This is a genomic window from Leeia aquatica (genome assembly GCF_012641365.1).
Lineage (GTDB): Bacteria > Pseudomonadota > Gammaproteobacteria > Burkholderiales > Leeiaceae > Leeia > Leeia aquatica.
Genome location: NZ_JABAIM010000005.1, coordinates 163,503 through 186,827, shown reverse-complemented (window position 1 = coordinate 186,827; position 23,325 = coordinate 163,503). Strand labels below are relative to the sequence as shown.

General features: G+C 61.2%; 23 protein-coding genes and 1 tRNA gene. 16 read left to right on the top strand and 8 right to left on the bottom strand.

Annotation, left to right across the window (positions count from 1 at the left end; genetic code table 11):
* The first annotated feature begins 56 nt into the window (after nucleotides 1-56).
* From HF682_RS17405 to HF682_RS17395, 3 genes are read left to right on the top strand one after another with little or no spacing between them, the layout of a single operon-like run.
* Entirely contained in the window at nucleotides 57-2,612 is a 2,556-nt protein-coding gene (locus HF682_RS17405; RefSeq protein WP_168878613.1) for a CHASE domain-containing protein, read from the top strand.
* A gap of 26 nt (nucleotides 2,613-2,638) precedes the next feature.
* Entirely contained in the window at nucleotides 2,639-3,205 is a 567-nt protein-coding gene (locus tag HF682_RS17400; RefSeq protein WP_168878612.1) for a YaeQ family protein, read from the top strand.
* A 3-nt stretch (nucleotides 3,206-3,208) separates the two neighbouring features.
* Nucleotides 3,209-3,769: a thymidine kinase gene (locus tag HF682_RS17395; protein ID WP_168878611.1), complete on the top strand. Its 561-nt coding sequence runs from the start codon at nucleotides 3,209-3,211 to the stop codon at nucleotides 3,767-3,769.
* A 3-nt stretch (nucleotides 3,770-3,772) separates the two neighbouring features.
* On the opposite strand, the gene def is transcribed toward HF682_RS17395, so the two are convergent.
* Complete coding sequence (gene def / locus HF682_RS17390) at nucleotides 3,773-4,306, bottom strand: peptide deformylase (protein ID WP_168878610.1); 534 nt, start codon at nucleotides 4,304-4,306, stop codon at nucleotides 3,773-3,775.
* Between the two features lie 131 nt (nucleotides 4,307-4,437).
* On the opposite strand from def, the gene HF682_RS17385 reads away from it, so the two are divergent.
* Together HF682_RS17385 and HF682_RS17380 are read left to right on the top strand one after the other, a co-directional pair.
* The gene (locus tag HF682_RS17385) at nucleotides 4,438-5,040 is read left to right on the top strand and encodes a lysophospholipid acyltransferase family protein (protein ID WP_168878609.1); all 603 of its coding nucleotides are present in this window, start codon (nucleotides 4,438-4,440) and stop codon (nucleotides 5,038-5,040) included.
* 92 nt (nucleotides 5,041-5,132) lie between these two features.
* Nucleotides 5,133-6,356: a multidrug effflux MFS transporter gene (locus tag HF682_RS17380; protein ID WP_168878608.1), complete on the top strand. Its 1,224-nt coding sequence runs from the start codon at nucleotides 5,133-5,135 to the stop codon at nucleotides 6,354-6,356.
* Here HF682_RS17380 and HF682_RS17375 read toward each other — a convergent pair.
* A complete protein-coding gene (locus HF682_RS17375; protein ID WP_168878607.1) occupies nucleotides 6,347-7,120 on the bottom strand; it encodes a transporter substrate-binding domain-containing protein in 774 nt (257 codons plus the stop codon). The genes HF682_RS17380 and HF682_RS17375 overlap by 10 nt on opposite strands.
* Before the next feature lie 92 nt (nucleotides 7,121-7,212).
* Here HF682_RS17375 and HF682_RS17370 point away from each other — a divergent pair, with 92 nt between their 5' ends.
* The 4 genes from HF682_RS17370 to HF682_RS17355 all read left to right on the top strand — a co-directional run bounded on the left by HF682_RS17370 (nucleotide 7,213) and on the right by HF682_RS17355 (nucleotide 11,555).
* On the top strand, nucleotides 7,213-8,673 hold the full coding sequence (locus HF682_RS17370) for an exonuclease domain-containing protein (protein WP_168878606.1): 1,461 nt from the start codon (nucleotides 7,213-7,215) through the stop codon (nucleotides 8,671-8,673).
* 3 nt (nucleotides 8,674-8,676) lie between these two features.
* The gene (locus HF682_RS17365) at nucleotides 8,677-9,387 is read left to right on the top strand and encodes an NlpC/P60 family protein (protein ID WP_168878605.1); all 711 of its coding nucleotides are present in this window, start codon (nucleotides 8,677-8,679) and stop codon (nucleotides 9,385-9,387) included.
* A gap of 9 nt (nucleotides 9,388-9,396) precedes the next feature.
* Nucleotides 9,397-10,074, top strand: coding sequence for an HAD family hydrolase (locus HF682_RS17360; protein ID WP_168878604.1), 678 nt, complete (start codon nucleotides 9,397-9,399; stop codon nucleotides 10,072-10,074).
* A gap of 140 nt (nucleotides 10,075-10,214) precedes the next feature.
* Nucleotides 10,215-11,555 carry a glutamine synthetase family protein gene (locus HF682_RS17355; RefSeq protein ID WP_168878603.1) on the top strand — a complete coding sequence of 447 codons (1,341 nt, stop codon included), beginning with the start codon at nucleotides 10,215-10,217 and terminating at the stop codon, nucleotides 11,553-11,555.
* Nucleotides 11,556-11,591: 36 nt separating this feature from the next.
* Here the strand turns inward: HF682_RS17355 and HF682_RS17350 are convergent, their stop codons facing one another.
* Together HF682_RS17350 and HF682_RS17345 are read right to left on the bottom strand one after the other, a co-directional pair.
* Nucleotides 11,592-12,002, bottom strand: coding sequence for a YchJ family protein (locus tag HF682_RS17350; protein WP_168878602.1), 411 nt, complete (start codon nucleotides 12,000-12,002; stop codon nucleotides 11,592-11,594).
* Nucleotides 12,003-12,035: 33 nt separating this feature from the next.
* Nucleotides 12,036-12,203, bottom strand: a complete 168-nt coding sequence (locus HF682_RS17345) for a DUF3149 domain-containing protein (protein WP_168878601.1) — start codon at nucleotides 12,201-12,203, stop codon at nucleotides 12,036-12,038.
* Nucleotides 12,204-12,430: 227 nt separating this feature from the next.
* Here HF682_RS17345 and rlmM point away from each other — a divergent pair, with 227 nt between their 5' ends.
* The 4 genes from rlmM (at nucleotide 12,431) to HF682_RS17325 (ending at nucleotide 17,233) form a co-directional block, all read left to right on the top strand.
* The gene (gene rlmM / locus HF682_RS17340) at nucleotides 12,431-13,525 is read left to right on the top strand and encodes a 23S rRNA (cytidine(2498)-2'-O)-methyltransferase RlmM (RefSeq protein ID WP_168878600.1); all 1,095 of its coding nucleotides are present in this window, start codon (nucleotides 12,431-12,433) and stop codon (nucleotides 13,523-13,525) included.
* An 88-nt stretch (nucleotides 13,526-13,613) separates the two neighbouring features.
* The gene (mscL, locus tag HF682_RS17335) at nucleotides 13,614-14,042 is read left to right on the top strand and encodes a large conductance mechanosensitive channel protein MscL (RefSeq protein ID WP_168878599.1); all 429 of its coding nucleotides are present in this window, start codon (nucleotides 13,614-13,616) and stop codon (nucleotides 14,040-14,042) included.
* A 334-nt stretch (nucleotides 14,043-14,376) separates the two neighbouring features.
* Nucleotides 14,377-15,951, top strand: a complete 1,575-nt coding sequence (locus tag HF682_RS17330) for a DEAD/DEAH box helicase (RefSeq protein ID WP_168878598.1) — start codon at nucleotides 14,377-14,379, stop codon at nucleotides 15,949-15,951.
* Between the two features lie 82 nt (nucleotides 15,952-16,033).
* Nucleotides 16,034-17,233 (top strand): class I SAM-dependent rRNA methyltransferase, encoded by a 1,200-nt coding sequence (locus tag HF682_RS17325; protein ID WP_168878597.1) that lies wholly within the window; start codon nucleotides 16,034-16,036, stop codon nucleotides 17,231-17,233.
* Between the two features lie 6 nt (nucleotides 17,234-17,239).
* On the opposite strand, the gene HF682_RS17320 is transcribed toward HF682_RS17325, so the two are convergent.
* Together HF682_RS17320 and HF682_RS17315 are read right to left on the bottom strand one after the other, a co-directional pair.
* On the bottom strand, nucleotides 17,240-18,448 hold the full coding sequence (locus HF682_RS17320; RefSeq protein WP_168878596.1) for a GGDEF domain-containing protein: 1,209 nt from the start codon (nucleotides 18,446-18,448) through the stop codon (nucleotides 17,240-17,242).
* Nucleotides 18,449-18,456: 8 nt separating this feature from the next.
* Entirely contained in the window at nucleotides 18,457-19,008 is a 552-nt protein-coding gene (locus tag HF682_RS17315; protein ID WP_168878595.1) for an RBBP9/YdeN family alpha/beta hydrolase, read from the bottom strand.
* Nucleotides 19,009-19,119: 111 nt separating this feature from the next.
* Between HF682_RS17315 and HF682_RS17310 the strand changes: the two genes are divergently transcribed.
* Nucleotides 19,120-19,818 (top strand): DUF599 domain-containing protein, encoded by a 699-nt coding sequence (locus HF682_RS17310; RefSeq protein ID WP_168878594.1) that lies wholly within the window; start codon nucleotides 19,120-19,122, stop codon nucleotides 19,816-19,818.
* Nucleotides 19,819-20,325: 507 nt separating this feature from the next.
* On the opposite strand, the gene HF682_RS17305 is transcribed toward HF682_RS17310, so the two are convergent.
* Nucleotides 20,326-21,186 (bottom strand): class I SAM-dependent methyltransferase, encoded by an 861-nt coding sequence (locus HF682_RS17305; RefSeq protein WP_168878593.1) that lies wholly within the window; start codon nucleotides 21,184-21,186, stop codon nucleotides 20,326-20,328.
* A gap of 179 nt (nucleotides 21,187-21,365) precedes the next feature.
* Nucleotides 21,366-21,911, bottom strand: coding sequence for a DUF4442 domain-containing protein (locus HF682_RS17300; RefSeq protein ID WP_168878592.1), 546 nt, complete (start codon nucleotides 21,909-21,911; stop codon nucleotides 21,366-21,368).
* 116 nt (nucleotides 21,912-22,027) lie between these two features.
* Between HF682_RS17300 and HF682_RS17295 the strand changes: the two genes are divergently transcribed.
* Nucleotides 22,028-22,101: transfer RNA gene (locus HF682_RS17295), tRNA-Gly, on the top strand.
* A 594-nt stretch (nucleotides 22,102-22,695) separates the two neighbouring features.
* Nucleotides 22,696-23,298: a glutathione transferase GstA gene (gene gstA, locus HF682_RS17290; protein ID WP_168878591.1), complete on the top strand. Its 603-nt coding sequence runs from the start codon at nucleotides 22,696-22,698 to the stop codon at nucleotides 23,296-23,298.
* The last annotated feature ends 27 nt before the right edge of the window (nucleotides 23,299-23,325 follow it).

Sequence of the window (23,325 nt, the reverse complement as noted above, 5' to 3'; positions counted from 1 at the left end):
TTGCTTCCTGAGTCGGGTTTCCTATACTGAAACCACCCGTGTACGGACAATGTGGCATGACGCCATCCCCCTCATCATTTGCGGAACCGATGGCCGAAGAGCGCCCTGCGCGCTGGTGGCATCAATCCTGGCTGGTCTGGCTTACCCTGATTCTGGGACTGGGCGTCACCGCACAGCTGGCCTGGCGTGCCAGCCAGGAGCGTGCCGAGCAGGCTGAGCTGGCTTTTCAGGCCTTGACCAATGACAGCACCTTGCGGCTGGAAAATCGCCTGCAGGCCTACATCGCCATTTTGCGGGCGGGCAGTGGCCTGTTTGCTTCGCGGGGCGAAGTCAGTCGGCAGGAATGGAACCTGTTTGCCTCCCCGCAAAATTTGCGCCGCCACTTCCCCGGCATACAGGGGCTGGGATTTGCCGAGTACATTCCTGCCGCCCGCTTGGCCGAGCATGAAACGCGCATCCAGCAAGATGGGTTTCCCGGTTACCGGGTCCGCCCACCCGGTTTACGAGACGAATATACCGCCATCACCATGCTGGAGCCGTTCGACCTGCGCAATCAGTGGGCGTTCGGTTTTGACATGTTCAGTGAAACCACCCGCCGCCTGGCCATGTCTCGTGCGCGTGACACGGGCGAGCCCGCCATGTCCGGCAAGGTTACCCTGGTGCAGGAAACCCGCAAGGATGTCCAGGCGGGCTTTCTGATCTATGTGCCGGTGTACCGGCAAGGTCTGCCTTTGCGCAATCTGGTGGAGCGCCGTGCTGCTTTGCAGGGCTACGTTTATAGCCCGTTCCGGATGGGGGACCTGATGCAAGGGGTGCTGGGCAACCAGTCGGCCCAAGTCTATCTGGAAGTGCATGATGGTGATGATGTCGGGCCGTCCAGCCTGATGTATCAAAGTAGTGCCCCCCCCTTGGACAAGGTTCGCGTGCTGCAGCACACCCTGAATATTGCCGGTCACCACTGGACCCTGCGCATCTGCAGTCAACCCGCCTTTGAGGCTCGCTATCCCCTGCATGGGGTCTGGGTCGTGCTGGGTGCGGGCCTCATGCTGAGCGTGACCCTGGCGGCGCTGGTCGCGTCGCTGCTGGGGCGTCGCCAGCGGGCTTTGTTGCTGGCAGACCGGATGAGCGCCAGTTTCCGCAAGCAAAGCAGCTATATCGAGGCCGTGCTGGCTGCCGCGGGTGATGGCATTCTGACCGTCGGCGAGGATGGGGCCATCCTGACGGCAAACCGTGCCGCCGAACTGATGCTGGGATTGATGCCGGGTGGCGCCAAGGGCAAGGCAGTTGGCGGATTACTGCCTGACCTGGCAGGGGATACCATCCGCCGGATTGCCCATGGCGATGAAGCCGTACGCCGGGCGGTTTCCCAATCCAGCCGGCATGCGGAAGCCCATGGCGAGCATGGTCTGCGCTTCCCGGTGTCGCTGGCAGTGAGCGTGCTGGAGCATGCCGAGACCCGACAGGTGATCGTGGTGGTGCATGATCAGTCTGCACTGCAAGCCAGCCAGTTGGCGCTGGTGCATAGCGAGGCCCGGCTGCAGCTGGCGCTGGAGGCGGCGGCAGATGGCTTGTGGGATTGTGACCTGCTGACCGGAACCAGCTATTTCTCCCCCCGATGGCGTGACATTGCCGGGGTGTGCGAGGGGGCGGTAGCAGGAGGGCTGGACGGCTGGAAACACGGTGCCGTGATGGAGGATCGCCCCCTGCTGGACCGTGCGCTGGCAGAATGTCTGGCCAGTCATGAAAACAGCTTCATGGTGGAATACCGGATTGAGCGGTCTGACGGTGAGCTGCTGTGGGTGATGACACATGGGCTGGTGCAGCAGGATGAGGCCGGGCAGCCAACCCGCCTGACCGGCATCCTGTCTGACATCACCACCCGCAAGCAAGCCGAGCAATTGAAGGCAGAGTTTGTCGCGACGGTCAGCCACGAGCTGCGGACACCGTTGACCTCGATCCGTGGATCGCTGGGTTTGCTGTCCGCCGGTGCCATGGGCGAATTGCAGCCCCAGGTGCAGCAAATGATCGAAATGGCGGCGCGCAACACCGAGCGCCTGCTGTTGCTGATCAATGACCTGCTGGATATGGACAAGCTGGAAAACGGGCAGCTGCAATGTGTCTGCCAGCCTCAGCCGCTGCTGCCCCTGCTGCAGCAATCCCTGACCGCCAATGCCGGGTATGCGGCCCAGTATCGGGTCAACTACCATCTGCGTGGCGATGTGCCGGATGTCTGGGTCAATGTGGATGGTATCCGCTACTGCCAGGTGCTGGCCAACCTGCTGTCCAATGCCGCCAAATTTTCCCGGGCCGATGATGAAGTCGTGATCCGCGTCCAGGTGGAAGGCGACTGGGTACGTGTAAGCGTGATTGATCACGGCCCGGGCATCCCGATGCACTTCCAGTCGCGCATTTTTGGCCGTTTTTCCCAAGCCGATGCCTCGGACAGTCGCCGCAAGGGGGGCACCGGACTGGGCCTCAACATCTCCAAGGCACTGATGGGTCTGATGAAGGGAGATCTTGGCTTCCATTCCGTGCCCGGCAAGGGGGCTACCTTCTTTACCCTGCTGCCGGTGTGTGCTGCCTCTTCTGACACGGTGACGGAAGCGCGCTAGAATCGCGGCTTTTGCCGGGATGCATCATGGCGCTCAGCGCAACCGTATTCAAATGCAATCTGCAGCTGGCTGATCTGGAGCGCGGCCACTATCAGGATTACGCGCTGACCCTGGCGCGACATCCCTCCGAGACCGACGAGCGGCTGATGGTGCGCCTGCTGGCGTTTGCCCTCTATGCCGATGAGCGGCTGGCCTTTGGGCGTGGACTCTCCAATGAAGATGAAGCCGCGCTGGCCCAGCAGGACTACAGCGGTGAGCTGTTGTGGTGGATCGACGTTGGTCTGCCTGACCCCAAACAGCTGCGCAAGGCCAGTCGCCGGGCACAGCAGGTGGTGCTGCTGGTGTATGGCGGCGCGGCGGCCGACGTCTGGTGGGCACAACAGCGCGGTGAGCTGTCCGGGCTGGACAATCTGCTGGTGTGGCGAGTGAGCGCAGAGGATAGTCAGGCGATGACCCGGCTGACCCAGCGCAACATGCAGTTGCAGTGTACCCTGCAGGATGGTGAGGTCTGGCTCACGGATGGCGAGCATTCGGTCACCGTGCGACTCAGCTGTCTGCAAGGGGATCCAGCGTCCCGTAGCCTCAAGGCGTAATCCATGGCCAAACTGTATTTCCGTTATGCCGCGATGAATGCAGGCAAATCCACCGCCTTGCTGCAGGTGGCTTTCAACTACGAAGAACAGCAGCAGCGGGTAGTGCTGTATACCGCAGAACTGGATGACCGCTTTGGGGTGGGGCAGATCGCCTCACGGCTGGGTTTGCAGCGGGAGGCGCGTACCTTTTCGCCACAGCTGGATTTTGGTACCGCGCTGGCCGATGAGCAACAGTTGGCCTGCGTGCTGATTGATGAGGCCCAGTTCCTGACCCCGGGCCAGGTGCGGCAACTGCACCGCTTTGCCCACACCCGCAATATTCCGGTGATTTGCTACGGCATCCGCAGTGACTTTCAGGGCGAACCCTTCCCCGGAGCCATCTATCTGCTGGCGCTGGCGGATGACCTCGAAGAAATGAAGACCATTTGCCTGTGTGGTCGCAAAGCCACCATGAACACCCGCATCGATGCCCAAGGGCAGCGGGTGAGGGAAGGAGAGCAGGTGGAAGTGGGCGGCAACAGCCGTTACCGCTCGGTATGTGCCCGCTGCTTCTATCTGGGCTAAGCGTCAGTCAGTGGAGGGTGACGGTGTGGCAAACAGGGCATCGGTAAAGCCAAACTGTTTGAGGTCACGGATGCGGGTGGGGTAGAGGGTGCCCCACAGGTGGTCGCATTCATGCTGGACCACGCGGGCATGGAAGCCTTCTGCCACCCGGTCAATCGGCTGGCCATCCGGGTCCTGGCCCTGGTAGCGAATGCGCACATGGCGTGGCACCTTGCCACGTAAACCGGGTACCGACAGGCAGCCTTCCCAGCCCTCTTCCTCGACCTCGTCCAGCGGGGTGATGACCGGATTCAGCAAGACGGTATAGGGGACGGGCGGGGCTTCCGGATAACGTTCGCTACGCTCAAAACCAAAGATCACCACTTGGCGGGACACCCCAATCTGTGGCGCGGCAATCCCCACACCACCTTCCGCCAGCATGGTGTCGTGCAGGTCTTCAATCAGCGCACGCAATTCGAGGCTGCCAAACCGGGTTTCGGGTTCGGCGTGCAGCAGCAGGGTGGGGTGGCCCATTTTCAGGACGGGGCGGATGGCCATGCGGGTCTACCTGAGTGCAATGCCGCTATTGTGCCATGCCGCCCCAACCCCCGCACTACTGACCGGTCGGGTGAGCAAGGTTGAACAGAACGCAGTATAGTGAACGCCTTTTCCCGTTTGAGTGGTCCGGCATGCAGCGCACTGTATTTGAAACGCCGATACTGCGGCATCTGTTTGTACTGGTATCCCGTGTCGGGCTGTGGCTGAGTGGCTGGAAGCTGGATAACCCGTTTCCGGCGCACCAGAAATATGTGCTGGTAGTCGCCCCTCACACCAGCAACTGGGATTTCCCAATCGGCTTGGCATTGTGCTTTGCTGGAGGTGGCAAGCCACGCTGGCTGGGCAAGCACTCCCTGTTCAAGGGCCCTGCCGGGCCAGTCATGCGCTGGCTGGGCGGCATCCCGGTCAAGCGCGATCGTGCTTACAATCTGGTGGAGCAACTGGTCGAGACGGTGGCGCGCTATCCGCAGCTGACTCTCGCCATCACCCCGGAAGGCACCCGTGGTGTGGTGCAAACCTGGAAAACCGGCTTCTACCATGTGGCGCTGGGGGCGGCGGTGCCCATGGTACCCGCCTATCTGGACTACCGGCGCAAGCGTGGCGGCTTTGGCCCGGCCATCATGCCCAGCGGCAATATGGATCAGGATCTGGAACAACTGCGCGCCTTCTACCGGAGCATCACGCCCAAGCGGGCGGAAAACTGGCAGGCGGAGTGGCAATGGCGGCGTGATTGATCTCAACAGAATTGTCCGCCTGATTTCTATCCGGCTGTACCTGTACCTTGCATGGTCATCCACGCATGATGGTTCTTTAGCAAGGACCATTCATGACCCGCGCCACCCGCCACCACCCGGACTGGACCCTCGCCGCCATGCTGGCTGCGTTGGCCATGCTGGGGCCGTTCTCGGTTGACACCTATCTGCCGGCCTTCGCGGAAATTGGCCGTACCTTGCATGCAACGCCCTTGCAGGTGCAGCAGACCTTGTCGGTCTACATGCTGGCCTATAGCGCCATGATGCTGTGGCATGGCTCGATTTCCGATGCCGTCGGGCGCAGACCGGTGATTCTGGTGTCGCTGTTTGTGTTTGCGATAGCGACTCTTGGTTGCGCAGCCTCTTACCGCATCGAATACCTGCTGGTGTTCCGGGCGTTACAGGGCATGTCTGCCGGAGCCGGGATTGCGGTGGGCAGAGCGATGATTCGCGACCGCTTTGACGGCCATGTGGCGCAAGTGCTGATGTCCCGCGTCACCATGTTGTTTTCCATTGCGCCGGGCATTGCCCCGATCATCGGGGGCGCCCTGCATGTGGCGTTTGGCTGGCATTCCATCTTCCTGTTTGTCGGCCTGGTGGCGACCATCTTGTTGATGGTGTGCTGGCGGGCACTACCGGAAACCTTGCCCCTGCATCAGCGCCAATCACTGGCTCCGCATGCGCTGCTGGAGGGGTATCGCGACTTGCTGACCCACGGGCGTTTCCTGTTGCTGGTGGCCTGCGTGGCCCTCAATTTTGGTGGCTTGTTCCTCTACATTTCCTCCGCTCCGGTGTTTCTGGTCCATCATCTTGGGCTGAAGGAAACCCAGTTTGGCTATATGTTTGTACCGGCCGTGGTGGGGATTTTCCTTGGCGGCTGGCTATCAGGCAGGCTGGCGGGCAAGCTGACACCGATGCAGGTCATGCGACTGGCGTTTGCCATGCTGGGCGGAGCGGCCCTGTTCAACCTGCTGCACAGCTGCTGGGGGCAGCCTTCGGTTTGGCTGAATATCGGGCCGCTGATGGTGTTCAACATCGGCATGTCGCTGGGCAGTGCCACGCTCACGCTGCTGGCACTGGAGTGCAACCCGTCCCGACGGGGCATGGTGGCCTCTTTGCAAGCCTCTTTGCAGGTGGCGTTTTCGGCCGTGGTTAGCGGTGTGCTGTCCCCCTGGCTGTCACCCTCCCTGGCGGGATTGTCAGCGGGCATGCTGGTGCTGAATGTACTTTCCATCACCGCTTGGTATGGTTATACCCGGCTGGCCGCGCGGGAAACCGGGGTGCCGTCTCAGGGGTAACGCCGCAGGAAGTCCGCTTCACTGCGCTGGTAGGCTTTGGAGCGCCGCACTTTGGGGAAAGCCGCCCAGAGCTGCTGTGCCAGTATCGGGTTGCGCTGGAACCAGTCTTTGGCCAGGAGCAGATAGAGCTTGCCGGTGGCCACTTCGGGGTGGGCTTGCTCGATGGTGGCCTGCAACTTTGGGGTGTGCAGCAGCAGATAGTCCGCCACCGAGCGGGGCAGCAGGCTGGCCTGCACCCGGCCGGCGGCCAGCTTCTCCAGATTCAGGATGACCGTACTGGCGCCATCATCCACCTCCACGCCTTGCTGCCGCATGGTCAGGGTAATGGCGGCACCTGATGAGATGCCCAGTGGTCCGTTCAGTCCGGTGAAACGGCGATTTTCCCAGCCTACCGTATCGCCTTTGCGGCGGTACAGTGCATAGGTCCACTCCAGCGTTGCCAATCGCTCATCGGGTAACCCATCCTGATCTTTCAACGGGAACACCCCCATCTGGCTGCGCTCCGGGGTAAAGGGCGAAGCGAGGAAACCATCCACCAGATTGTGCTGCAGCTCTTGCAGGCATCGGGTAATGGGGCGGTGCACCACCTCCAGCGACATATCCAGCTGATCAAAAACCATATTGGTCAGGCGCACCGCGGTGCCATCCCGCCCTTGCAGGACCATCAAAGGGTAAAAGTCCTGCTCGGGAACGCACAGGCGGAAGGCATGGACGGGGAGTGCCGTGAGCCCCAGCAAAATGGAGACAGCGAATAAGCGGATCATGTCGGTTCCAGCGGCATGGTGCAGGGTGGGACATGCTCAGTGTAGCGGGGTCAGGCGCACCCTGCCTGCCGTATGTCGGCAAAGGGCGTACAATGCGAGCTTTCATTGAACGGCAGCATGGCATGGTGCAGCGCCCGGCGCTGGTGTGCGTGGACCTGGAAACCACCGGTGCTTCGGTGGAGCGGGATCGTATCACCGAAATAGGACTGGTGGAGGTGCTGGATGGAGAGGTGCAGGCGTGGAGCAGCCTGGTCAACCCGCAGCAAGCCATCCCGCCTTTCATTACCCGGCTTACCGGCATTGACGATGCCATGGTGGCAGACGCACCGCGTTTCGACGCGCTGGCGGAGGAGGTCTGGTCGCGGCTGCAGGGCAAGCTGTTCGTCGCCCACAATGCCCGTTTTGACTATGGCTTCCTCAAACAGGCGTTTGCCGGTGTTGGGCTGACGTTTCGGGCGCCTGTGCTCTGTACCGTCAAACTGTCGCGCAAGCTCTACCCCCAACATTACAAACACAATCTGGATGCGCTGGTGGAACGGCACCAGTTGCCGTCAGACGCGACCCGCCATCGTGCGCTGAGCGATGCTCGCCTGCTGTGGCACTTTCTGCAGGCCGCTGAAGCGGAGCTGGGGGCGGAGGTGGTATGGCAAGCGGTGGCCGAGATGCTGCAAGGGCCGGTATTGCCGCCGGGACTGGATGCGGAGTCGCTGGACCAGCTGCCGGATGGCCCCGGGGCCTATCAGCTGTGGGGCGAGCAGGGGCCGCTGTATGTGGGCAAGGCCAGCCACCTGCGCAAACGGATACTGACTCATTTCAGTGACAAACCGACCAAGGGCTTGCCACCGGGGCTGGGCGCGCAGGTTCGCCGCATCGAGCATGTCAGTACCTGTGGCGAGCTGGGTGCCAGCCTGCTGGAGGCGCAATGGGTGCAGCAACACCAGCCTGCCGCCAATCCGCAGGGGCGCGCCGGAGCGGAAGTGTTGAGCTGGGTACTGCAGCGAGTGGGAGAAGAGGTGTTTCGACCCGCTCTGGTATCGCTGCGTGACCCACTGCCGGACGGGCAGGCCTGCCACGGCCTCTACCGCAGCCCGCGTGAGGCGCAGCAGGCCCTGCGCAAGCTGGCGGAACGCTACCAGCTCTGTCTCATCCATCTTGGGCTGGAGCAGCCGGGACGCCAAGTCAATAGTCCCTGCTTTGCCTTCCAGGGGCGCAAATGCGCGGGGGCCTGCGTCGGGCGGGAACCCTTGTCTTTTCACAGCGCCCGACTGATGACCGCGCTGGGCAAGCTGCGCCTGGCAGAGTGGCCGTATCCAGGGCCCGTTCTGTTGCAAGAGCCGGACAGCAGCGGCCTGCATGCCGATTGGCATGCATTGTACCAATGGCGTTATCTGGGCTCGGCGCCCACTGAGGCAGCGGCTATCGATCTGTTGCAGGCCCCGTTGCCTCCGTTTGATGCTGAGCTGTATCGTATTTTGCAATCCACCCTGCGCCGTTATCCGCAGGACCGGGTGCATCGCGTGTTGGTGCGCCCATCGCGACAAGGAGGTATGTAGCCCATGGTGATCTTTCGTACGCTTGGACGTCCCCTGTGTGGGCTGGCACTGTTGTTGGCGCTACCGGCCTGGTCGGCAGAGGCCCCAGCCCACCTGACGCTGGTACGCAGCCTGCTGGGCAGCCTGAGTGCCGGGGCCAGCCACTATCAACATCAGAGTCAGATCACCTGGCCGGATAGTGGCAAAGCGACGGCGTATACCGACTGCAGCGGTCTGGTGAATGGCTTACTCTCGCGGACGCAGCCCAAGCTGCTGGCCAGCCTGCGTAGCCGGGCCGGCCGTGAGCCACAGGCCATTCATTACTTTCAGGCGGTGGCCGAGAACCAGGGTTTTCAGGCCGTCACCCGGGTGCAGAACCTGCAGCCGGGGGATTTGATCGTGATTCGTAATCCGCCTGAGGATGATGATACCGGTCACATCATGATCGTGGATGAGGCACCGGTTGAGTCCGGCGGCTCCAGCCCACCCAAGGTGCCGGGCACCTACCAGTGGCAGGTCAAGGTGATTGACTCGAGCAAGTCGGCGCACGGCCCGCGCGATAGTCGCGCGCTGCCGGGTGGCAATGCCAACGGTGTCGGGCGCGGTACCATCCGCCTGTATGCCGATCTGAACGGTGTACCACTGGGGTATACCTGGAGCACCTTGCCGGTGTCCGACTATATTCCGCAAGCCAGTAAAGCGCTGTTGATGGGCCGTATCCAGGCCCAGCCCTAAGGAGGGATGATGTCTGTTTTGAAGCTGCATGCCGTGCTGTTTGACATGGATGGGCTGATGCTCGATACCGAGCGCATCGCTCAGCAAGCCGGCATGGATGCCTGTGCGGATCACGGTTATGTGATGGATCGTTCGCTGGCCATGCAACTGGTGGGGCGCAATTCGCGCGATACCGACCAGATACTGGCCGCGCATTTCGGTTCGGGTTTCGATCCGCTGGCGGTGCGTGAGCGCTTCAAGGCGCGTTATGAGGCGGCGCTGTTTGATGGCGGACTGCAGACCAAGCCCGGCTTGTTCGAGCTGCTGGACTGGCTGCAGCGACTGAACATGCCGCGCGCCGTGGCCACTTCCACCCGGCATGATATGGCGCTGCGCAAGCTGGCGCATGCCGGCGTGCAGCGCTACTTTGAACATGTGATCGGCGGCGATCAGGTCAGCCGTGGCAAGCCGGAGCCCGACATCTTTCTGGCCGCCGCCGAGCGGCTGGGGGTGGAACCGGCGCACTGCGTCGTGCTGGAAGATTCCGAGCCTGGGGTCCAGGCCGCTCTGGCCGCAGGCATGACCCCACTGATGGTGCCGGACCTCAAGGCGCCTTCCAGCGCGCTGCTGGCGCATGGCATCACCGTCTGTAATTCCCTGCATGCGGTAATGCGCCATCTCTCGGCGCGCTGCCAGCTACCGCTTTAATTATCTTGCATGATGGTGGGGGAGGGGCACGCGTTGGCAGCGTGCCCCCCATCTGGTAGCATGTCCGAAAACCGCATGATGGATTTGTGTTTCACTATGCGGAATTAACAATGCAGCAGTGGGCTGCAGCTGAGGCAGACATGACCCCTATCCCCCATCACGTAGAAGAATTGCTCGACAGCCACCACATCCGCGAAGTGGAGTGCATTTTCCCGGATATCAACGGTGTGCCTCGCGGCAAGACCCTGCCCGCTGCGGCCTTTGCCGCGGGCCAGGAGCTGCGGATCGCCCGTGCAGTACCGATCCAGTCCATCACCGGAGATTACCCGGACTACCAGTTTTATGGCGAACATGACCCGGATGCGCGACTGCAGCCGGATTATGCAACCCTGCGCCCGGTGCCGTGGGCGAGGGTACCGCGTGCGCTGGCCATCCACGACTGCATGGACAGTGATACCGAGCTGACCCCGCTGGCGTCCCGCTCGGTGCTCAAGAGCGTGCTGGCCCGCTATGCCGGTCGCGGCTGGACGCCCATTGTGGCCCCTGAGCTGGAATTCTACGTGCTGGCCCCGAACCCGGACCCGAACCAGCCGCTGCAACCGCCGCTGGACCCGCTGGGACGGCGTGAAGTGGGGCAGGCTTCCTTCAGTTTCTCGGCCCTGAATGCCTTTGATGGCTTCTTTGACGACCTGTACGCTGCCCTGCCGGTGCTGGGCATTGATGGTGATACCTTCGTTCACGAGATGGGGCCGGGCCAGTTCGAGATCAATCTCAAGCACGGCCCTGCGCTGGAGCTGGCCGACCAGACCTTCCTGTTCAAGTATGCGCTGCGTGAAATTGGCGCTCGCCACGGCTTGCTGGTGGTGTGCATGGCCAAGCCGATTGCCGGTGTGGCGGGCAGCTCGATGCACATTCACCAGAGTGTGGTGGATGAGCAGGGGCGCAATGTGTTCAGTGGCGAAGATGGCGAACCCTCGGCGGCGTTCTATGGCTTCATTGCTGGTCAGCAACGCTATCTGCCGGATTTGTTGCCGCTGTTTGCCCCGCACGTCAATTCTTACCGGCGCTTTGTCAAAGGCTCCGCCGCGCCGATCAATCTGGCGTGGGGCTATGACAACCGCTCGGTGGGTCTGCGCATTCCCCTGTCCGGGCCGGCGGCGCGTCGGGTAGAAAACCGCCTGCCGGGTTGCGATGCCAACCCCTATCTGGCACTGGCCGCCAGTCTGGTCAGCGGCTGGCAGGGCATGGCTGAAGGCTTGCAGCCGGATGAGCCCGCCACCGGCAATGTCTATGGGGAGGCGGTCACCCTGCCGCGCACGCTGGACGCCGCCTTGCAGCGCATGGAAGAGCAGGGGACAGCCGAACGCTTGTTCGGTGCCGAATTCACCCGCGCCTTCATTGCCAGCAAGGAAATGGAGCTGGCCAGTTTCTACAATGAAATCACGCCGTGGGAGCGGCGTTATCTGGCCGGGCAGGCCTGAAGCAGGCCATGCCCATCGGCAGGCCCTTTGGCAGCATCACGCTGCCGGGTCTTGCTCCCCATCCACATAGACCCATAGTCCGGCTTCGCGCTCGAAGCGGCTGCGCTCATGCAATCGCCAAGCGCGGCCGCCGACCTTGTAGCGGGCGGTAAAGCGCACTGTCGCGTGGTCCGCATCCTGCTGCTGATGCTCGTGCACGGTCAGCCCCAGCCAGCGGCTGTCATCCGCTGCCAGATCGAGCTCGGCAGGACGGGTACGGCTGTGCCAGCTGGCCAGCAGCCAGTGAACGTCTTTCAGCACATAGGCGGTGTAGCGGGAGCGCATCAGCGCTTCCGCGGTTGGCGCCGCTTGCTGGCCGTTGAGGATGGGCTGGCAGCACTGCATCAAAGGCAGCGTGCTGCCACAAGGGCAATCGGGGGCAGGCGTCGGGGTGGGTTTGCGCTTCATGCGCCCTAGTGTACCCGAAGCCGGCGTTGCCGTTTACTGCGGCAGCTTCTGGCTCTGGCGGTCGTGCGCCAGGCTGTCCTCACGCACATGGCGTCGCACGAAGAAGAACAGATAAGTCGCCATCACCAGAATGAAGGCAATGACCGCCATGCTGAGTAAGCCGATGTCTGTGGTGAACAGGACGGTGATCCATTGCGGCATGATGATTACTCCATGTGAAATGAAAGCGGTACCCGAGTTCGGGGCATGCCTCCATCTAACGCCGGTCTGAACGGTTTGCACTTGATCCGCGTCAAATTCCCCTCTCGCTCAAGGGGTTATCTGCACGCGGCTTGCGCAGTCGCAAACGGGGGCCTCCAGAATCCGCTTGTCGTCCCCCGTGCGGAAGAGGACAATCCGCTGCCATATTGTCTTTGCCAGAGCCTCGCATGCGCCGTACCGTCTCCTTGTCGTCAGAGTTGCCCATTACCGGCCTGCTGGCCTATTGCCGCGCCGGGTTTGAGGCGGAGTGTGGTGAGGAATTGCTGCAGGCAGGGCTGAAACTCGGCTGTCAGGTGAGTGTAGAGGCGGAGGCGGGCAGTGGTTTTGTGCGGCTGTGCAGTGTGCGTCCGGACCGCCGTTTGCAACAGGTACAATGGGCCGACCTGATCTTTGCGCGGCAGCTGCTGCTGGAGGTGGGCGAATTGACCGGTCTGCCGGAGCGCGACCGTTTGACCCCCTTGCTGACGGCGCTGCAGGGTTTGCCTCTCAAAGTGGGCTCCGTCTGGCTGGAGACGGCAGACACCAACGAAGCCAAAGAGTTGTCCGGGTTCTGCCGCCGTTTTGGTGACAAGCTGGCTCCTGCGCTGCAGCAGGCCGGTGTGCTGGTGGGGCCGGAGGATGGTGTGCGGCTGGTCCTGTTCTGGCGTAACCACGGCCAGGTGCATCTGGCACTGGCCATGCCAGGCAACCGCAGCGAATGGCCGCAAGGCATTCCACGTCTGCGCATGCCGTTTGAGGCACCGAGCCGATCGACCCTTAAACTGGCAGAAGCCATCCAGGTGTTCATGAGCGCTGAAGAGGAACAGCAGCGTTTCAAAAGCAGCATGCGTGCGGTGGATCTGGGCGCGGCCCCCGGGGGCTGGACCTGGCAATTAATTACGCGGGGGCTCAAGGTGCTGGCGGTGGACAATGGCCCACTCAAAGGCAATGTACAAGGTCACCCGCAAGTGCGACACTTCCGGCAGGATGGCTTCCGCTTCCGGCCTGACCAGCCGGTCGACTGGCTGGTGTGCGACATGGTAGAGCAGCCGGTGCGGGTGGCGCGCCTGATGGCGGACTGGCTGGCCGACGGATTGGCGCGCGAAGCAATCTTCAACCTCAAGCTGCCGATGAAAAAGCGTCTGGCGGAAGTGGAGCGTTGCTTTGACGAAATCCGGGAGCGCCTGAGCGGGGTGCCGCATCAACTCGAAGCAAGGCAGCTGTATCACGACCGCGAAGAGATCACGGTCTACCTCCGGCGCCTGTCGTCCCGGAAGCGGTAACCATCCTTAACCTTTGCCGACTGTACAGTCGGTCAGCAACTTTGAATAATGCAACACGCTGTGTGTCCCATATTGAAGGAGGTACCCGATGTTGAAAGAGTTCAAAGAGTTTGCCATGAAGGGCAATGTGGTCGATCTGGCGGTGGGCGTCATCATTGGTGCTGCCTTTGGTGCCATCGTCAAATCGCTGGTGGACGACGTGATCATGCCGCCGATTGGCATGCTGTTGGGTAATATGGACTTTGCCAACCTGTACTGGGTGCTGAAAGAAGGCACCAAGGCCGCCGCACCGTATGCCACCCTGAAGGAGGCGACCGATGCCGGCGCGGTGGTGCTGCGTTATGGTGCCTTCATCAATACCATCGTCAACTTCCTGATTGTGGCGTTCTCGGTGTTTCTGGTGATCAAGCAGCTGAACCGCTTCAAGAAAGCAGAAGTGGCAGCGCCTGCGGCCCCGGCAGAACCCAGTGAAGAAGTGCTGTTGCTGCGCGAAATTCGCGACAACCTGAAGCGTTGAAAACGCAGCCGCGCAGGGTACGAATGCTGCATAGCAAAAAGTGCTTGATTTTTATTGAGAAAATCATTATAGTCTCGGGCTGTCTGTCCTGAGGGGCAGCAGCCCGGTCTGTTTCCGGGGCTTCAACATCGAACCCTGACTGTATTCCGTGGCCTTTCTGGCTGCGTGTCTTGCCACATTGAGATGTGGTTCTCCGGTTAGCGTCGATGTCGTGCGCTAGCAATCTGTCCGAATTCTTGTGTCTGCAGCCAGCCCGTTGCCTATGGTAACGCGGGTAGCAGGGACGCATTCTGCCTGCTCGCGTAGTAACCATTTTGCTTTGATAGGAAGCCGCATGACGGTCGAAACCGCCACCCCCATGTTTGCCGATTTTCATCTGGACCCGCGCGTACTGCGTGCCCTGGAAGAATCCGGCTATGAAAAACCCACCCCGATCCAGGCGGCCGCCATTCCGGCACTGCTGGAAGGGGCTGACGTGATGGCTTCGGCCTCCACCGGTACCGGCAAGACCGCTGCCTTCCTGCTGCCTGCGCTGCAACGCATTGCCAGCACCCCGCGCCCGGCAGGCTATTTTGGCCCGCGCGCACTGGTGCTGGTCCCGACCCGTGAACTGGCGACCCAAGTGTCCACTGCCGCCAGCCAGTACGGTAAGTTCCTGTCCCGCTTTGCGACCGTGACGATCGTGGGCGGCATGCCTTATCCGGTGCAAAACCGCCTGCTGTCGCGCCCGTTCGAAGTGCTGATCGCCACCCCGGGCCGTTTGCTGGACCATCTGTCGCGTGGCCGTATCGACCTGTCCCAGCTGGAAATGCTGGTGCTGGATGAAGCCGACCGCATGCTGGACATGGGCTTTGTCGACGACGTGGAAGCCATCTGCGCGATGACTTCGTCTGCGCGCCAGACCGCGTTGTTCTCCGCTACGCTGGATGGCGCCGTAGGCAACTTGGCCCACCGACTGCTGCGTGAGCCTCAACGCATCCAGATTGCTGCGGCTCAGGCCCAGCAAGGCAAGATCGAGCAGCGCCTGCACTATGCCGATGATCTGGCACACAAGGGCAAGCTGCTCAGTCATCTGCTGACCGACCAGACTTTGCAGCAAGCCATCATCTTTACCGCGACCAAGCTGGATGCCGATGATCTGGCTGACCACCTGGCCAATGAAGGCTGGGCTGCCGCTGCCCTGCATGGTGACATGCAGCAACGCGAGCGCAACCGGACCTTGACCCAGCTGCGCAACGGCCACGTCCGCCTGCTGGTGGCGACCGACGTGGCCGCGCGTGGTATCGACATTGACGGTATCAGCCATGTGATCAACTACGATCTGCCGAAGAACGCCGAAGACTACGTCCACCGCATTGGCCGTACCGGCCGTGCCGGTCGTAGCGGTGTGGCCATTTCGCTGGTGTCGCCGCGTGAGCGCGGTCTGCTGTCGCGGATCGAGCGTTTCATCGGCAACCGTATTTTCGCCGCCGTGGTGCCGGGGCTGGAGCCGCGCGTGAAGCCGCGCCCCGCCGGTGGCAAGCCGGGTGCACCGCGCAACGGTGCAGGCCGTGGTCAGGGTCGTGGCTTCTCGGGCCCGCGTCGCGACGGCGAGCAACGTAGCTGGGGTCAGCGTGACGGCCAGTCGCGTGGCGAAGGTCAGGGCGTGTCGTTCCGTGATGGCGCACCGCGCGAAAACCGTCGTTTCCCGCAAGAAGGCCGTACCGAAGGTGCACCGCGTCGCTTCAGCCAGGACAACCGCGGCGAAGGTCAGGCCCGTCGCTACGGTGACGGTCAGGCTGAATCGGCACCGCGCCGCCCGCACAGCGATGGTGGCCGTCCGACCGAGCGTCGCTGGTCTGAAGATGGCAATCGCCGTGGTGGCCGTTCTGAGGGCCGCCCGGAAGGCCGTCGTCGCTACGGTGACTGATGGTCCTGTAGCTCGCCGTTAGCATTGCATGCTCCGCCCCCGCACTGGGGGCGGTTTCATTTTCATCTGCCTGGAGAAGACCATGTCAACCCGCCCAGCCACACCCAACCTGATCCTGAAACCCGGTCGCGAGAAGTCCTTGCGCCAGCGGCACCCCTGGGTATTTTCCGGTGCGGTGGCACAGCAACCGGAGGGGCTGGAGGCGGGGCAGACCGTCGCCGTGCGGGCGCACGATCACACCTTCCTCGGCTGGGCCGCGTTCAGCCCGGCGTCACAGATTCGGGCGCGGGTATGGACGGCGCAAGAGCGCGACACGGTGGACCGTGCGTTCTTTCAGCGGCGCCTCAGCGCAGCGATTGCGGCCCGCCAGCCGTTGCACGCGGTGACCAATGCCATGCGGCTGGTGCATGCCGAGTCGGATGGCTTGCCGGGGGTGATTGTTGATCGTTTTGGCGATTGGCTGGTGGTACAGCTGCTGTCTGCCGGTGCGGCGGCCTGGCGTGATGTGCTAGTCGATGAACTGGTGGCACTGACCGGCATCCAGCAAGTCTACGAGCGCTCAGATGTTGAGGTGCGCGCACTGGAGGGGCTGCAGCAGGTCAGCGGTCCGCTGCGTGGCAATGCGCCGGATGCGCCGGTGATGATCGAAGAGCACGGGCTGCGTTATCAGGTGGACATCGTCAGCGGCCAGAAAACCGGCTTCTATCTGGACCAGCGGCTGAACCGGCAGCGGGTGGCTGCACTGGCGCAGGGCGCGGATGTGCTCAACTGCTTCTGCTTCTCCGGTGGCTTTTCACTGGCAGCACTGCAGGCTGGGGCCAACTCGGTGCTGTCGGTCGATTCTTCAGCCGAAGCGCTTGAACTGGCGCGGCAGCATCAGCAGCTCAACGGTATGGAGGCTGCCCGTGCAGAGTGGGTCGAGGCCGATGTGTTCCAGTATTTGCGCCGTCTGCGGGACCAGAACCGCCAGTTTGACCTGATCGTGCTGGACCCGCCCAAATTTGCCCCGACCGCCGCGCACGTGGCCAAAGCGACCCGCGCCTATAAGGACATCAACCTGTGGGCTTTGAAGCTGCTGAAGCCGGGCGGTCATCTGGCGACCTTTACCTGCTCGGGCGGCATGGGGGTGGAGCTGTTCCAGAAGGTGGTGGCGGGCGCGGCGCTGGATGCTGGGGTCTCGGCACAGGTCATCGGACGTTTGCATGCCGATCTGGATCATCCCAGCGCGCTGTCCTTCCCGGAGGGCGACTACCTGAATGGACTGTTGTTGCGCAAACAGTAAGCGTATTCAGCGGGACTGCAGCACGTCAAAATCGCAAATGACCTGATTGCGGCCCGCTGCCTTGGCTTGGTAGAGGGCGCTGTCCGCACGTGCCAGGGTGATGTTCAAGGGCTCCCCAGCCCGATACTGGGTGAGCCCGATCGACACCGTGATCCGCAAGCTTTGGCCATCTACCTGCAAGCTGTGCGCGGCCACATGCTGGCGTAAACGCTCCATGGATTGCTCGGCCTCTTGCAGCCGTGTTTGCGGCAGGATGACGGCAAATTCTTCACCCCCATAGCGGGCGATGAAGTCGATGTCGCGCAGGCAACTTTGTGTTAGCTGGGCCAGCGTACGCAACACCTCATCGCCTACCAGATGGCCGTGCTGATCGTTGATGGATTTGAAAAAATCCAGATCCAGCAAAGCAAAGCAGAAGGGCTGCTCCAGCCGCTGCTGCAGCTTGAGCTGGGTATCCAGGCGCACCCACATTTCCCGGCGGTTATACAGCCCTGTCAGCTCATCACGGCGTGCCAGCCCTTCACTGCGCTGCAAGGCACGCTCCAGCTCGGTCTTGGATGCGGACAAATCGGCCACCAGCTGAGCATTGGTCACCTGCAGCATCACGCCGTTGTGGTAGATGCGGTGTACACCCCAGCCATAGATCAGCGTCACCGTCAGGTAGAGCAGGCCGCCTAATCCCAGCAGGAAAGCCTGTGACTGTGAACTGAACAACAGCTGCAGCAGGAAAGGAAGCCAGCTGATGACGTTGTACAGCAACAGCATGCGCTTGAAGGCACTGAATGCGACGGCAGTGACGGCCGTCGCGGTACTCAGGAAGATGAACAACATCAGGATGTAGGTGAACTGATCCCAAGGGGGGAATACCAGCCAGCCGACGGCGGACAGGGCCACACTGGACAGGATGGTGCTGATGCACTTGGCTGTCAGCCAGCGCGGCACCTCCTCCACCCGACGCTCGCGCCGACGAAACCAGAGGGTGATGCCCAGGTGATAGACCCACTCCAGCGCCAGCAAGCCTGTCCAGGCCCAAAGCAGGGGCCTGGAGGTGACGGGTGACAGGATATGCAGGATCAGCAGGTAGGCAAACGGGGCAATGAAAATGGTCAGTAGCCCTTGGTCAAACAATTGGCGCAGCAACTGCAGGCGTACCAGCTGGCGCGCGGCGTGGCTTCCGGAATAGAGGCTGCGCTCGGCCAGGGGTGTTGCGATCATGCTGGCCATCAAGCCGGGCTAACCATCAGTTGGCGCAGCCAGTCCTGTCCCTCAGGCCACGTGCCCAGATTGCTTTCGCCATTGATATGACCGTACGCGCCCAGCAAGGTGAACTGGCTGCCCCAGGCTTTGGCCAGCTGTTCCGAAGCCGCCAGGCTGCTGTAGGGGTCATTGCTGCTGGCGATCACTCGGCTGGGAAAGGGCAGGGGGTGGGCGGGAATGCCCTGAAAGTCATGCAGGGCGGGCAGACAGTCTGGCCGCTCAAGCTCGGGGGGCGCAACCAGCAGCGCGCCACGCACGCGGCGGAGGACATCCGGCTCGGCTTGCCGACACCAGGCTGCCACCGTGGTGCAGCCCAGGCTGTGCGCGGCAAATACCACCGGCCCCTGGCAGCAATGCAATGCAGCGTGCAGGCCCTCAATCCAGGCCTGACGACGCGGGTGATTCCAGTCCAGCTGGCGTACCCGTACGTGCTGCGGAAAAACCAGCTGCCACAAAGTTTGCCAGTGATCCGGGCCAGAATTCAGGTATCCGGGGATCAGGATAACGGTGACCGACATGACGGTGACTCCGGCGATGAGCGGCTGACGGCTTTATTGTAGACGCAGAGCAGGCAGAAGGCTTGCCTTTTCCGTGGCTGCCATGCAAGGTGAAGGCAGAGGAGGGTGAACATGTTGCAAGGATGGATAGCCGGGTTGCAATGGGATGATGCGCTGGCATTGCTGTGGTTTTTGGGGTGCTGGGCGGGGTATGGCTGGTTGGCTGAGCGAGGGCCACGCGCGGCGCGCGGGCTGATCGGGGCAACCCATCAGCACCGGGTGGCTTGGGCAAGGGCGTTGCTGCAGCGGGAAAACCGGGTGGTGGATGCGGCGTTGGTGGGTAATCTGATGGGCAGCGTATCGTTTTATGCCTCCACCACCATCTACATTATTGCGGGTCTGCTGGCCCTGATGGGAACGGTGGACAAGGTGATGGTGTTTGCCGCCAACCTGCCGTTTGCGCACGCCAGCAGCCGCGGTTGGTGGCAGATACGTCTGCTGCTCATGCTGGTGGTGTTCGTGTTTGCTTACTTCAAGTTCACCTGGTCGATGCGTCAGTTCAATTTCCTGTGCATCTTGATGGGGGCGGCTCCGCCGCCCGTGAAGGATACGGCCACACTGGAGTCCGAGGCAGAGCAGATGGCCCGCATTAACAGCTACGCCGGGGATGAGTTCAACCGGGGAATCCGGGCCTACTACTTTGGGCTGGCAGCGGCGAGCTGGTTCATTCAGCCCTGGCTGGTGGTGGGGCTATGCACGCTGGTGGTGTGGATTCTGTATCGGCGGGATTTTGCCTCCCCCGCCTTGTGGGCGCTGCGTGGGCAAGCCTGAAAAACTGAGCCCCGCTGTTACCAGCGGGGCTCAGGGTCTCTACTCTTTTTTCGTGCAGCACCGGCGTACAGGATGGTCGCGGGTGTCTGCATCTCCTTTGTGTTTGCGCTTTGCGTCCGGCGTTAGCGGTGGTGGGTGCTGAGGCCGGCTACTCAATCGGTGATGAGTTTCGCCATTCTCCAGTATTCGGAAGCAGCGTCAAGCAAAAAGTGAAAGCCATATTTACGTTTACGTTAACGTAAATATTAAGGGTTAACGTTAACGTTAATTAAGTGTAATGCATTGTTACTATTGAACAATTTGTTATTACCATATCGATATCCATGCAACGGGCATGAAAGTGACTTGCTGACCTGATGGTTTTTAATGTCTATGGCATGTTAAATATCCATATAAAACATAGGGATATAGGTTTTATGAAAATTTTCTCGGGGTGGATGCACTGCTGGGTTGTAAACTTATGTTCATATTTCAAATTGTCGTGAAATCACAACAATCGGGCAGGCCTTAGTGAACCTCGATCTGCAAGCCTTGTGTCAGCGCCATAACCGGTGCACCGGCTGCGTAGTTCGCACGTATTGTCAGTTTCATGCCGGGCTGCAGTTGCATCGGCTTGGGCAGGGGCCAATGCAGGTACTGACTGTGCCAGTCGATGCTGCGTGCAGTGTCCGGCAAGATGGCGAGCAAATGCTTGGTGATCAGCCTCAACGCGTTACACAGGCCGCTCTGCTCAATGTGAAAGGTATGTGCCCACTGCATGGACGCTGGCAAGGGCTGCCGATAATCCAGTGACAAGACACACTGTGCCTCGGAGCGAAGCCGGACGTGCTCGTCCAGGCTGTCGGCCTGGCGAAATAGCGGGACCGGTGCGTGGTAACCAGCAAAATCGTACTGCTGTTCAATCAGCTGCACGCCGAGCAAGGTAGCCTCAGGCAGAAAGCGGGGCAGGTTGCCAAAGTGTGCCTGATAGCGCTGACAGAACGTGCGCATGACAGAGAGTTGGGATTCCTGCAGCAGCGCACTGTGTAGCATCTCGCAGATCACCACATCCACCGGCTCGGGCGGCAGATAGTCATGCGCATCCGCGTGAATGACCTCTACTCGGTCCGCTACGCCATTTTGGGCCAGCAAATGCCGACTGGTGTTGACCATTTCTGGCAACAGTTCTACCGCCCACACTTTCCGGGCGCGCTGCGAAGCCAAAAACGACAGCACGCCGGTGCCACAGCCCAGCTCCAGTACCACTTGCCCTGGCTGAACCACGGCGGCAATGGCTTGCTGAAAAGCCCCCAGTCGTGCCTGATCGCTCAGCATGTGGTAATGGTACTGCAGCGGGATCAAGGCGCCGGGCAGGGCGGGTGAAGGCATGGGCAGTGCTCCATGGAAGGGCATGACACATTATAGGTGGGGATCGCACTGATCCGTGTCATGAACCTGTCATGCTTGCCTGCTAATGTTGCGCCCGTGTAACCGGCGCCAGACGCCGCACCGCTCCGGGCCGGGGGAGCGGAATGCATACCCGGCACCAGATTCCTTGAGGGCAACCGTTAGCCAGCTGCATTCGGTTCCGCCCGTCGCGCCGCCAGTTTGGATTCATAGACATGGCGGTGTGCGATGTACAGCACCCGCTCAATTTCCGCGTAGACCTGCCCTTCCGCGTCCACCAGTGGTACACGATAGTGGCGGTCAATCTCCGGCTTTTGTGTCAATGCCTCTCGCACCGCAGCCAGTTCGGCATCGTCCAGCCGGAAGTCGGCGTACAGGGTGCGTTTGCCAGGGCGCTTGAAGCGGATGCTGCCTTCCTTGTCCCACACCACATAGTCATTGCCCAGATTGAAATAGAGCAGGCTCATGTAGATCGGGTCGGTGATGGCAAACATGCTGCCGCCAAACAGGGTGCCATTGATGTTGCGGGTGCGCCAATTCAGGGGCAAGGTGACCCGGACATGCCGGACATCGGGCGAGACGTGGGTGATGCGCCCACCGGTACGGCGGATGGCCGGAAACCAGTTAAAGCCCAGCTTCATGACGCGTGCCGCCAGCCGCGGGCGGGCAGCAACATATAGGGCAAGCTTGCGGAACAGGGGATTCATGCCACCACCTCGCGTCAACCAAGCAAGCGCTTTATAGAATTTATATGCGATGCTGTCAATGGCTCTGTTCGTCCCTTGTGCATAACGGACTGCCTGTCGTACAATACCCCTCCTTCGCGGGCGTCGTATAATGGTAATACCCAAGCTTCCCAAGCTTGTGCCGTGGGTTCGATTCCCATCGCCCGCTCCAACGCGAATTCTGACAGCGCATACCTGTCCAAAAGGCCAACCGGAAGCGGTTGGCCTTTTGCTATAAGGCTTTTTGCATGGAATGCTGAGGCTATACGGGGAGAAGATGTGCGATTCATCCGAGTAAGCGATTACATTGGAGTGGTGAGAATCACAGGGGCCGCACATAATTTGCTGTTGCTACAACTTGCAGAGGGGCCGCAAGCCAACTTACTCTGTGAGAGCTTGTCTGTAGGTACCGGAGAGCATGAGGCGCTAAATGAGTGCGACATCATTTCTGCTGTCCTTGATGGTGTGGCGGAGGCCAATGAAAGGCTAGGTGGCGCTCATGCGGTAACCCACATTCAATACCTTGCCACGGATACCAAGCCCGAAAGTGTTTATCGGTATCTGGCACAGCGAATAGTTGAGCATTTGAATGCAGGCTTATCCTTCGAAGCGTGTTGATCTGCTGGTAAAGGTTGAGCAACACTGAGGGCGAGCATGGCGCTTTTATTAGCCCCTCGAAAAGTGCATGGCGTGTCAATCCGCCGATTGCGACGATCATCCCCGCCTGCTATGGTAGCCCTTCATCCCGTTGCAAGGAGTCATTGCCATGAAACTGTATTTCGCCCCCGGTGCCTGCTCGCTGGTGCCGCATATCATCATCAAGGCCACCAATCAGGATGTTGAGCTGGTGAAGGTGAGCAAGTACAAGACGCCGGATGGTGGAGATTTTTTCCAGATCAACCCCAAGGGCAGTGTACCGGCATTGCAGCTGGATGATGGCAGTGTGCTGACCGAAGGGCCAATCATCGTGCAGTATCTGGCAGATCGGGCGGGTGAGGTGTCGCTGATGCCTGCGGCGGGCAGCATGGCGCGCTACCGGGTGATGGAGTGGCAGAACTACATTACCTCCGAGTTGCACAAGGGCTTCAGCCCAATGTTCAACCCAGCGGCGGATGAGGCCACCAAGGCTTACCACCATGCCACCCTGCTGAAGAAGTTTGCATGGGTGGATCAGCAGCTGGCGGGCAAGACCTGGCTGACCGGCGATACGTTTACGGCGGCCGATGCCTATCTGTTTGTGGTGAGCGGCTGGGCACGCTATGTGAATATGGATACCCAGCAGTTTGCAAACTTGAGCGCCTTCCTGCAGCGCGCTGCTGCGATGCCTGCGGTGCAGGCGGCCATGAAGGAAGAGGGCTTGCTGGGTTGAGACTTGGCGGCCTCGAAAAACCCACAG

Excerpts from the sequence above, each read along its gene's own strand:
- HF682_RS17315 (WP_168878595.1), bottom strand. The coding sequence starts at position 19,008 with ATGTCGGTCACCGTTATCCTGATCCCCGGATACCTGAATTCTGGCCCG.
- HF682_RS17375 (WP_168878607.1), bottom strand. The coding sequence starts at position 7,120 with ATGATCCGCTTATTCGCTGTCTCCATTTTGCTGGGGCTCACGGCACTC.
- HF682_RS17300 (WP_168878592.1), bottom strand. The coding sequence starts at position 21,911 with ATGAATCCCCTGTTCCGCAAGCTTGCCCTATATGTTGCTGCCCGCCCG.
- gstA (WP_168878591.1), top strand. The coding sequence starts at position 22,696 with ATGAAACTGTATTTCGCCCCCGGTGCCTGCTCGCTGGTGCCGCATATC.
- HF682_RS17370 (WP_168878606.1), top strand. The coding sequence starts at position 7,213 with ATGCGAGCTTTCATTGAACGGCAGCATGGCATGGTGCAGCGCCCGGCG.
- HF682_RS17325 (WP_168878597.1), top strand. The coding sequence starts at position 16,034 with ATGTCAACCCGCCCAGCCACACCCAACCTGATCCTGAAACCCGGTCGC.
- HF682_RS17305 (WP_168878593.1), bottom strand. The coding sequence starts at position 21,186 with ATGCCTTCACCCGCCCTGCCCGGCGCCTTGATCCCGCTGCAGTACCAT.
- HF682_RS17385 (WP_168878609.1), top strand. The coding sequence starts at position 4,438 with ATGCAGCGCACTGTATTTGAAACGCCGATACTGCGGCATCTGTTTGTA.
- HF682_RS17405 (WP_168878613.1), top strand. The coding sequence starts at position 57 with ATGACGCCATCCCCCTCATCATTTGCGGAACCGATGGCCGAAGAGCGC.
- HF682_RS17360 (WP_168878604.1), top strand. The coding sequence starts at position 9,397 with ATGTCTGTTTTGAAGCTGCATGCCGTGCTGTTTGACATGGATGGGCTG.
- HF682_RS17310 (WP_168878594.1), top strand. The coding sequence starts at position 19,120 with ATGTTGCAAGGATGGATAGCCGGGTTGCAATGGGATGATGCGCTGGCA.
- HF682_RS17355 (WP_168878603.1), top strand. The coding sequence starts at position 10,215 with ATGACCCCTATCCCCCATCACGTAGAAGAATTGCTCGACAGCCACCAC.
- HF682_RS17345 (WP_168878601.1), bottom strand. The coding sequence starts at position 12,203 with ATGCCGCAATGGATCACCGTCCTGTTCACCACAGACATCGGCTTACTC.
- def (WP_168878610.1), bottom strand. The coding sequence starts at position 4,306 with ATGGCCATCCGCCCCGTCCTGAAAATGGGCCACCCCACCCTGCTGCTG.
- HF682_RS17350 (WP_168878602.1), bottom strand. The coding sequence starts at position 12,002 with ATGAAGCGCAAACCCACCCCGACGCCTGCCCCCGATTGCCCTTGTGGC.
- HF682_RS17365 (WP_168878605.1), top strand. The coding sequence starts at position 8,677 with ATGGTGATCTTTCGTACGCTTGGACGTCCCCTGTGTGGGCTGGCACTG.
- HF682_RS17380 (WP_168878608.1), top strand. The coding sequence starts at position 5,133 with ATGACCCGCGCCACCCGCCACCACCCGGACTGGACCCTCGCCGCCATG.
- HF682_RS17330 (WP_168878598.1), top strand. The coding sequence starts at position 14,377 with ATGACGGTCGAAACCGCCACCCCCATGTTTGCCGATTTTCATCTGGAC.
- mscL (WP_168878599.1), top strand. The coding sequence starts at position 13,614 with ATGTTGAAAGAGTTCAAAGAGTTTGCCATGAAGGGCAATGTGGTCGAT.
- rlmM (WP_168878600.1), top strand. The coding sequence starts at position 12,431 with ATGCGCCGTACCGTCTCCTTGTCGTCAGAGTTGCCCATTACCGGCCTG.
- HF682_RS17400 (WP_168878612.1), top strand. The coding sequence starts at position 2,639 with ATGGCGCTCAGCGCAACCGTATTCAAATGCAATCTGCAGCTGGCTGAT.
- HF682_RS17395 (WP_168878611.1), top strand. The coding sequence starts at position 3,209 with ATGGCCAAACTGTATTTCCGTTATGCCGCGATGAATGCAGGCAAATCC.
- HF682_RS17320 (WP_168878596.1), bottom strand. The coding sequence starts at position 18,448 with ATGATCGCAACACCCCTGGCCGAGCGCAGCCTCTATTCCGGAAGCCAC.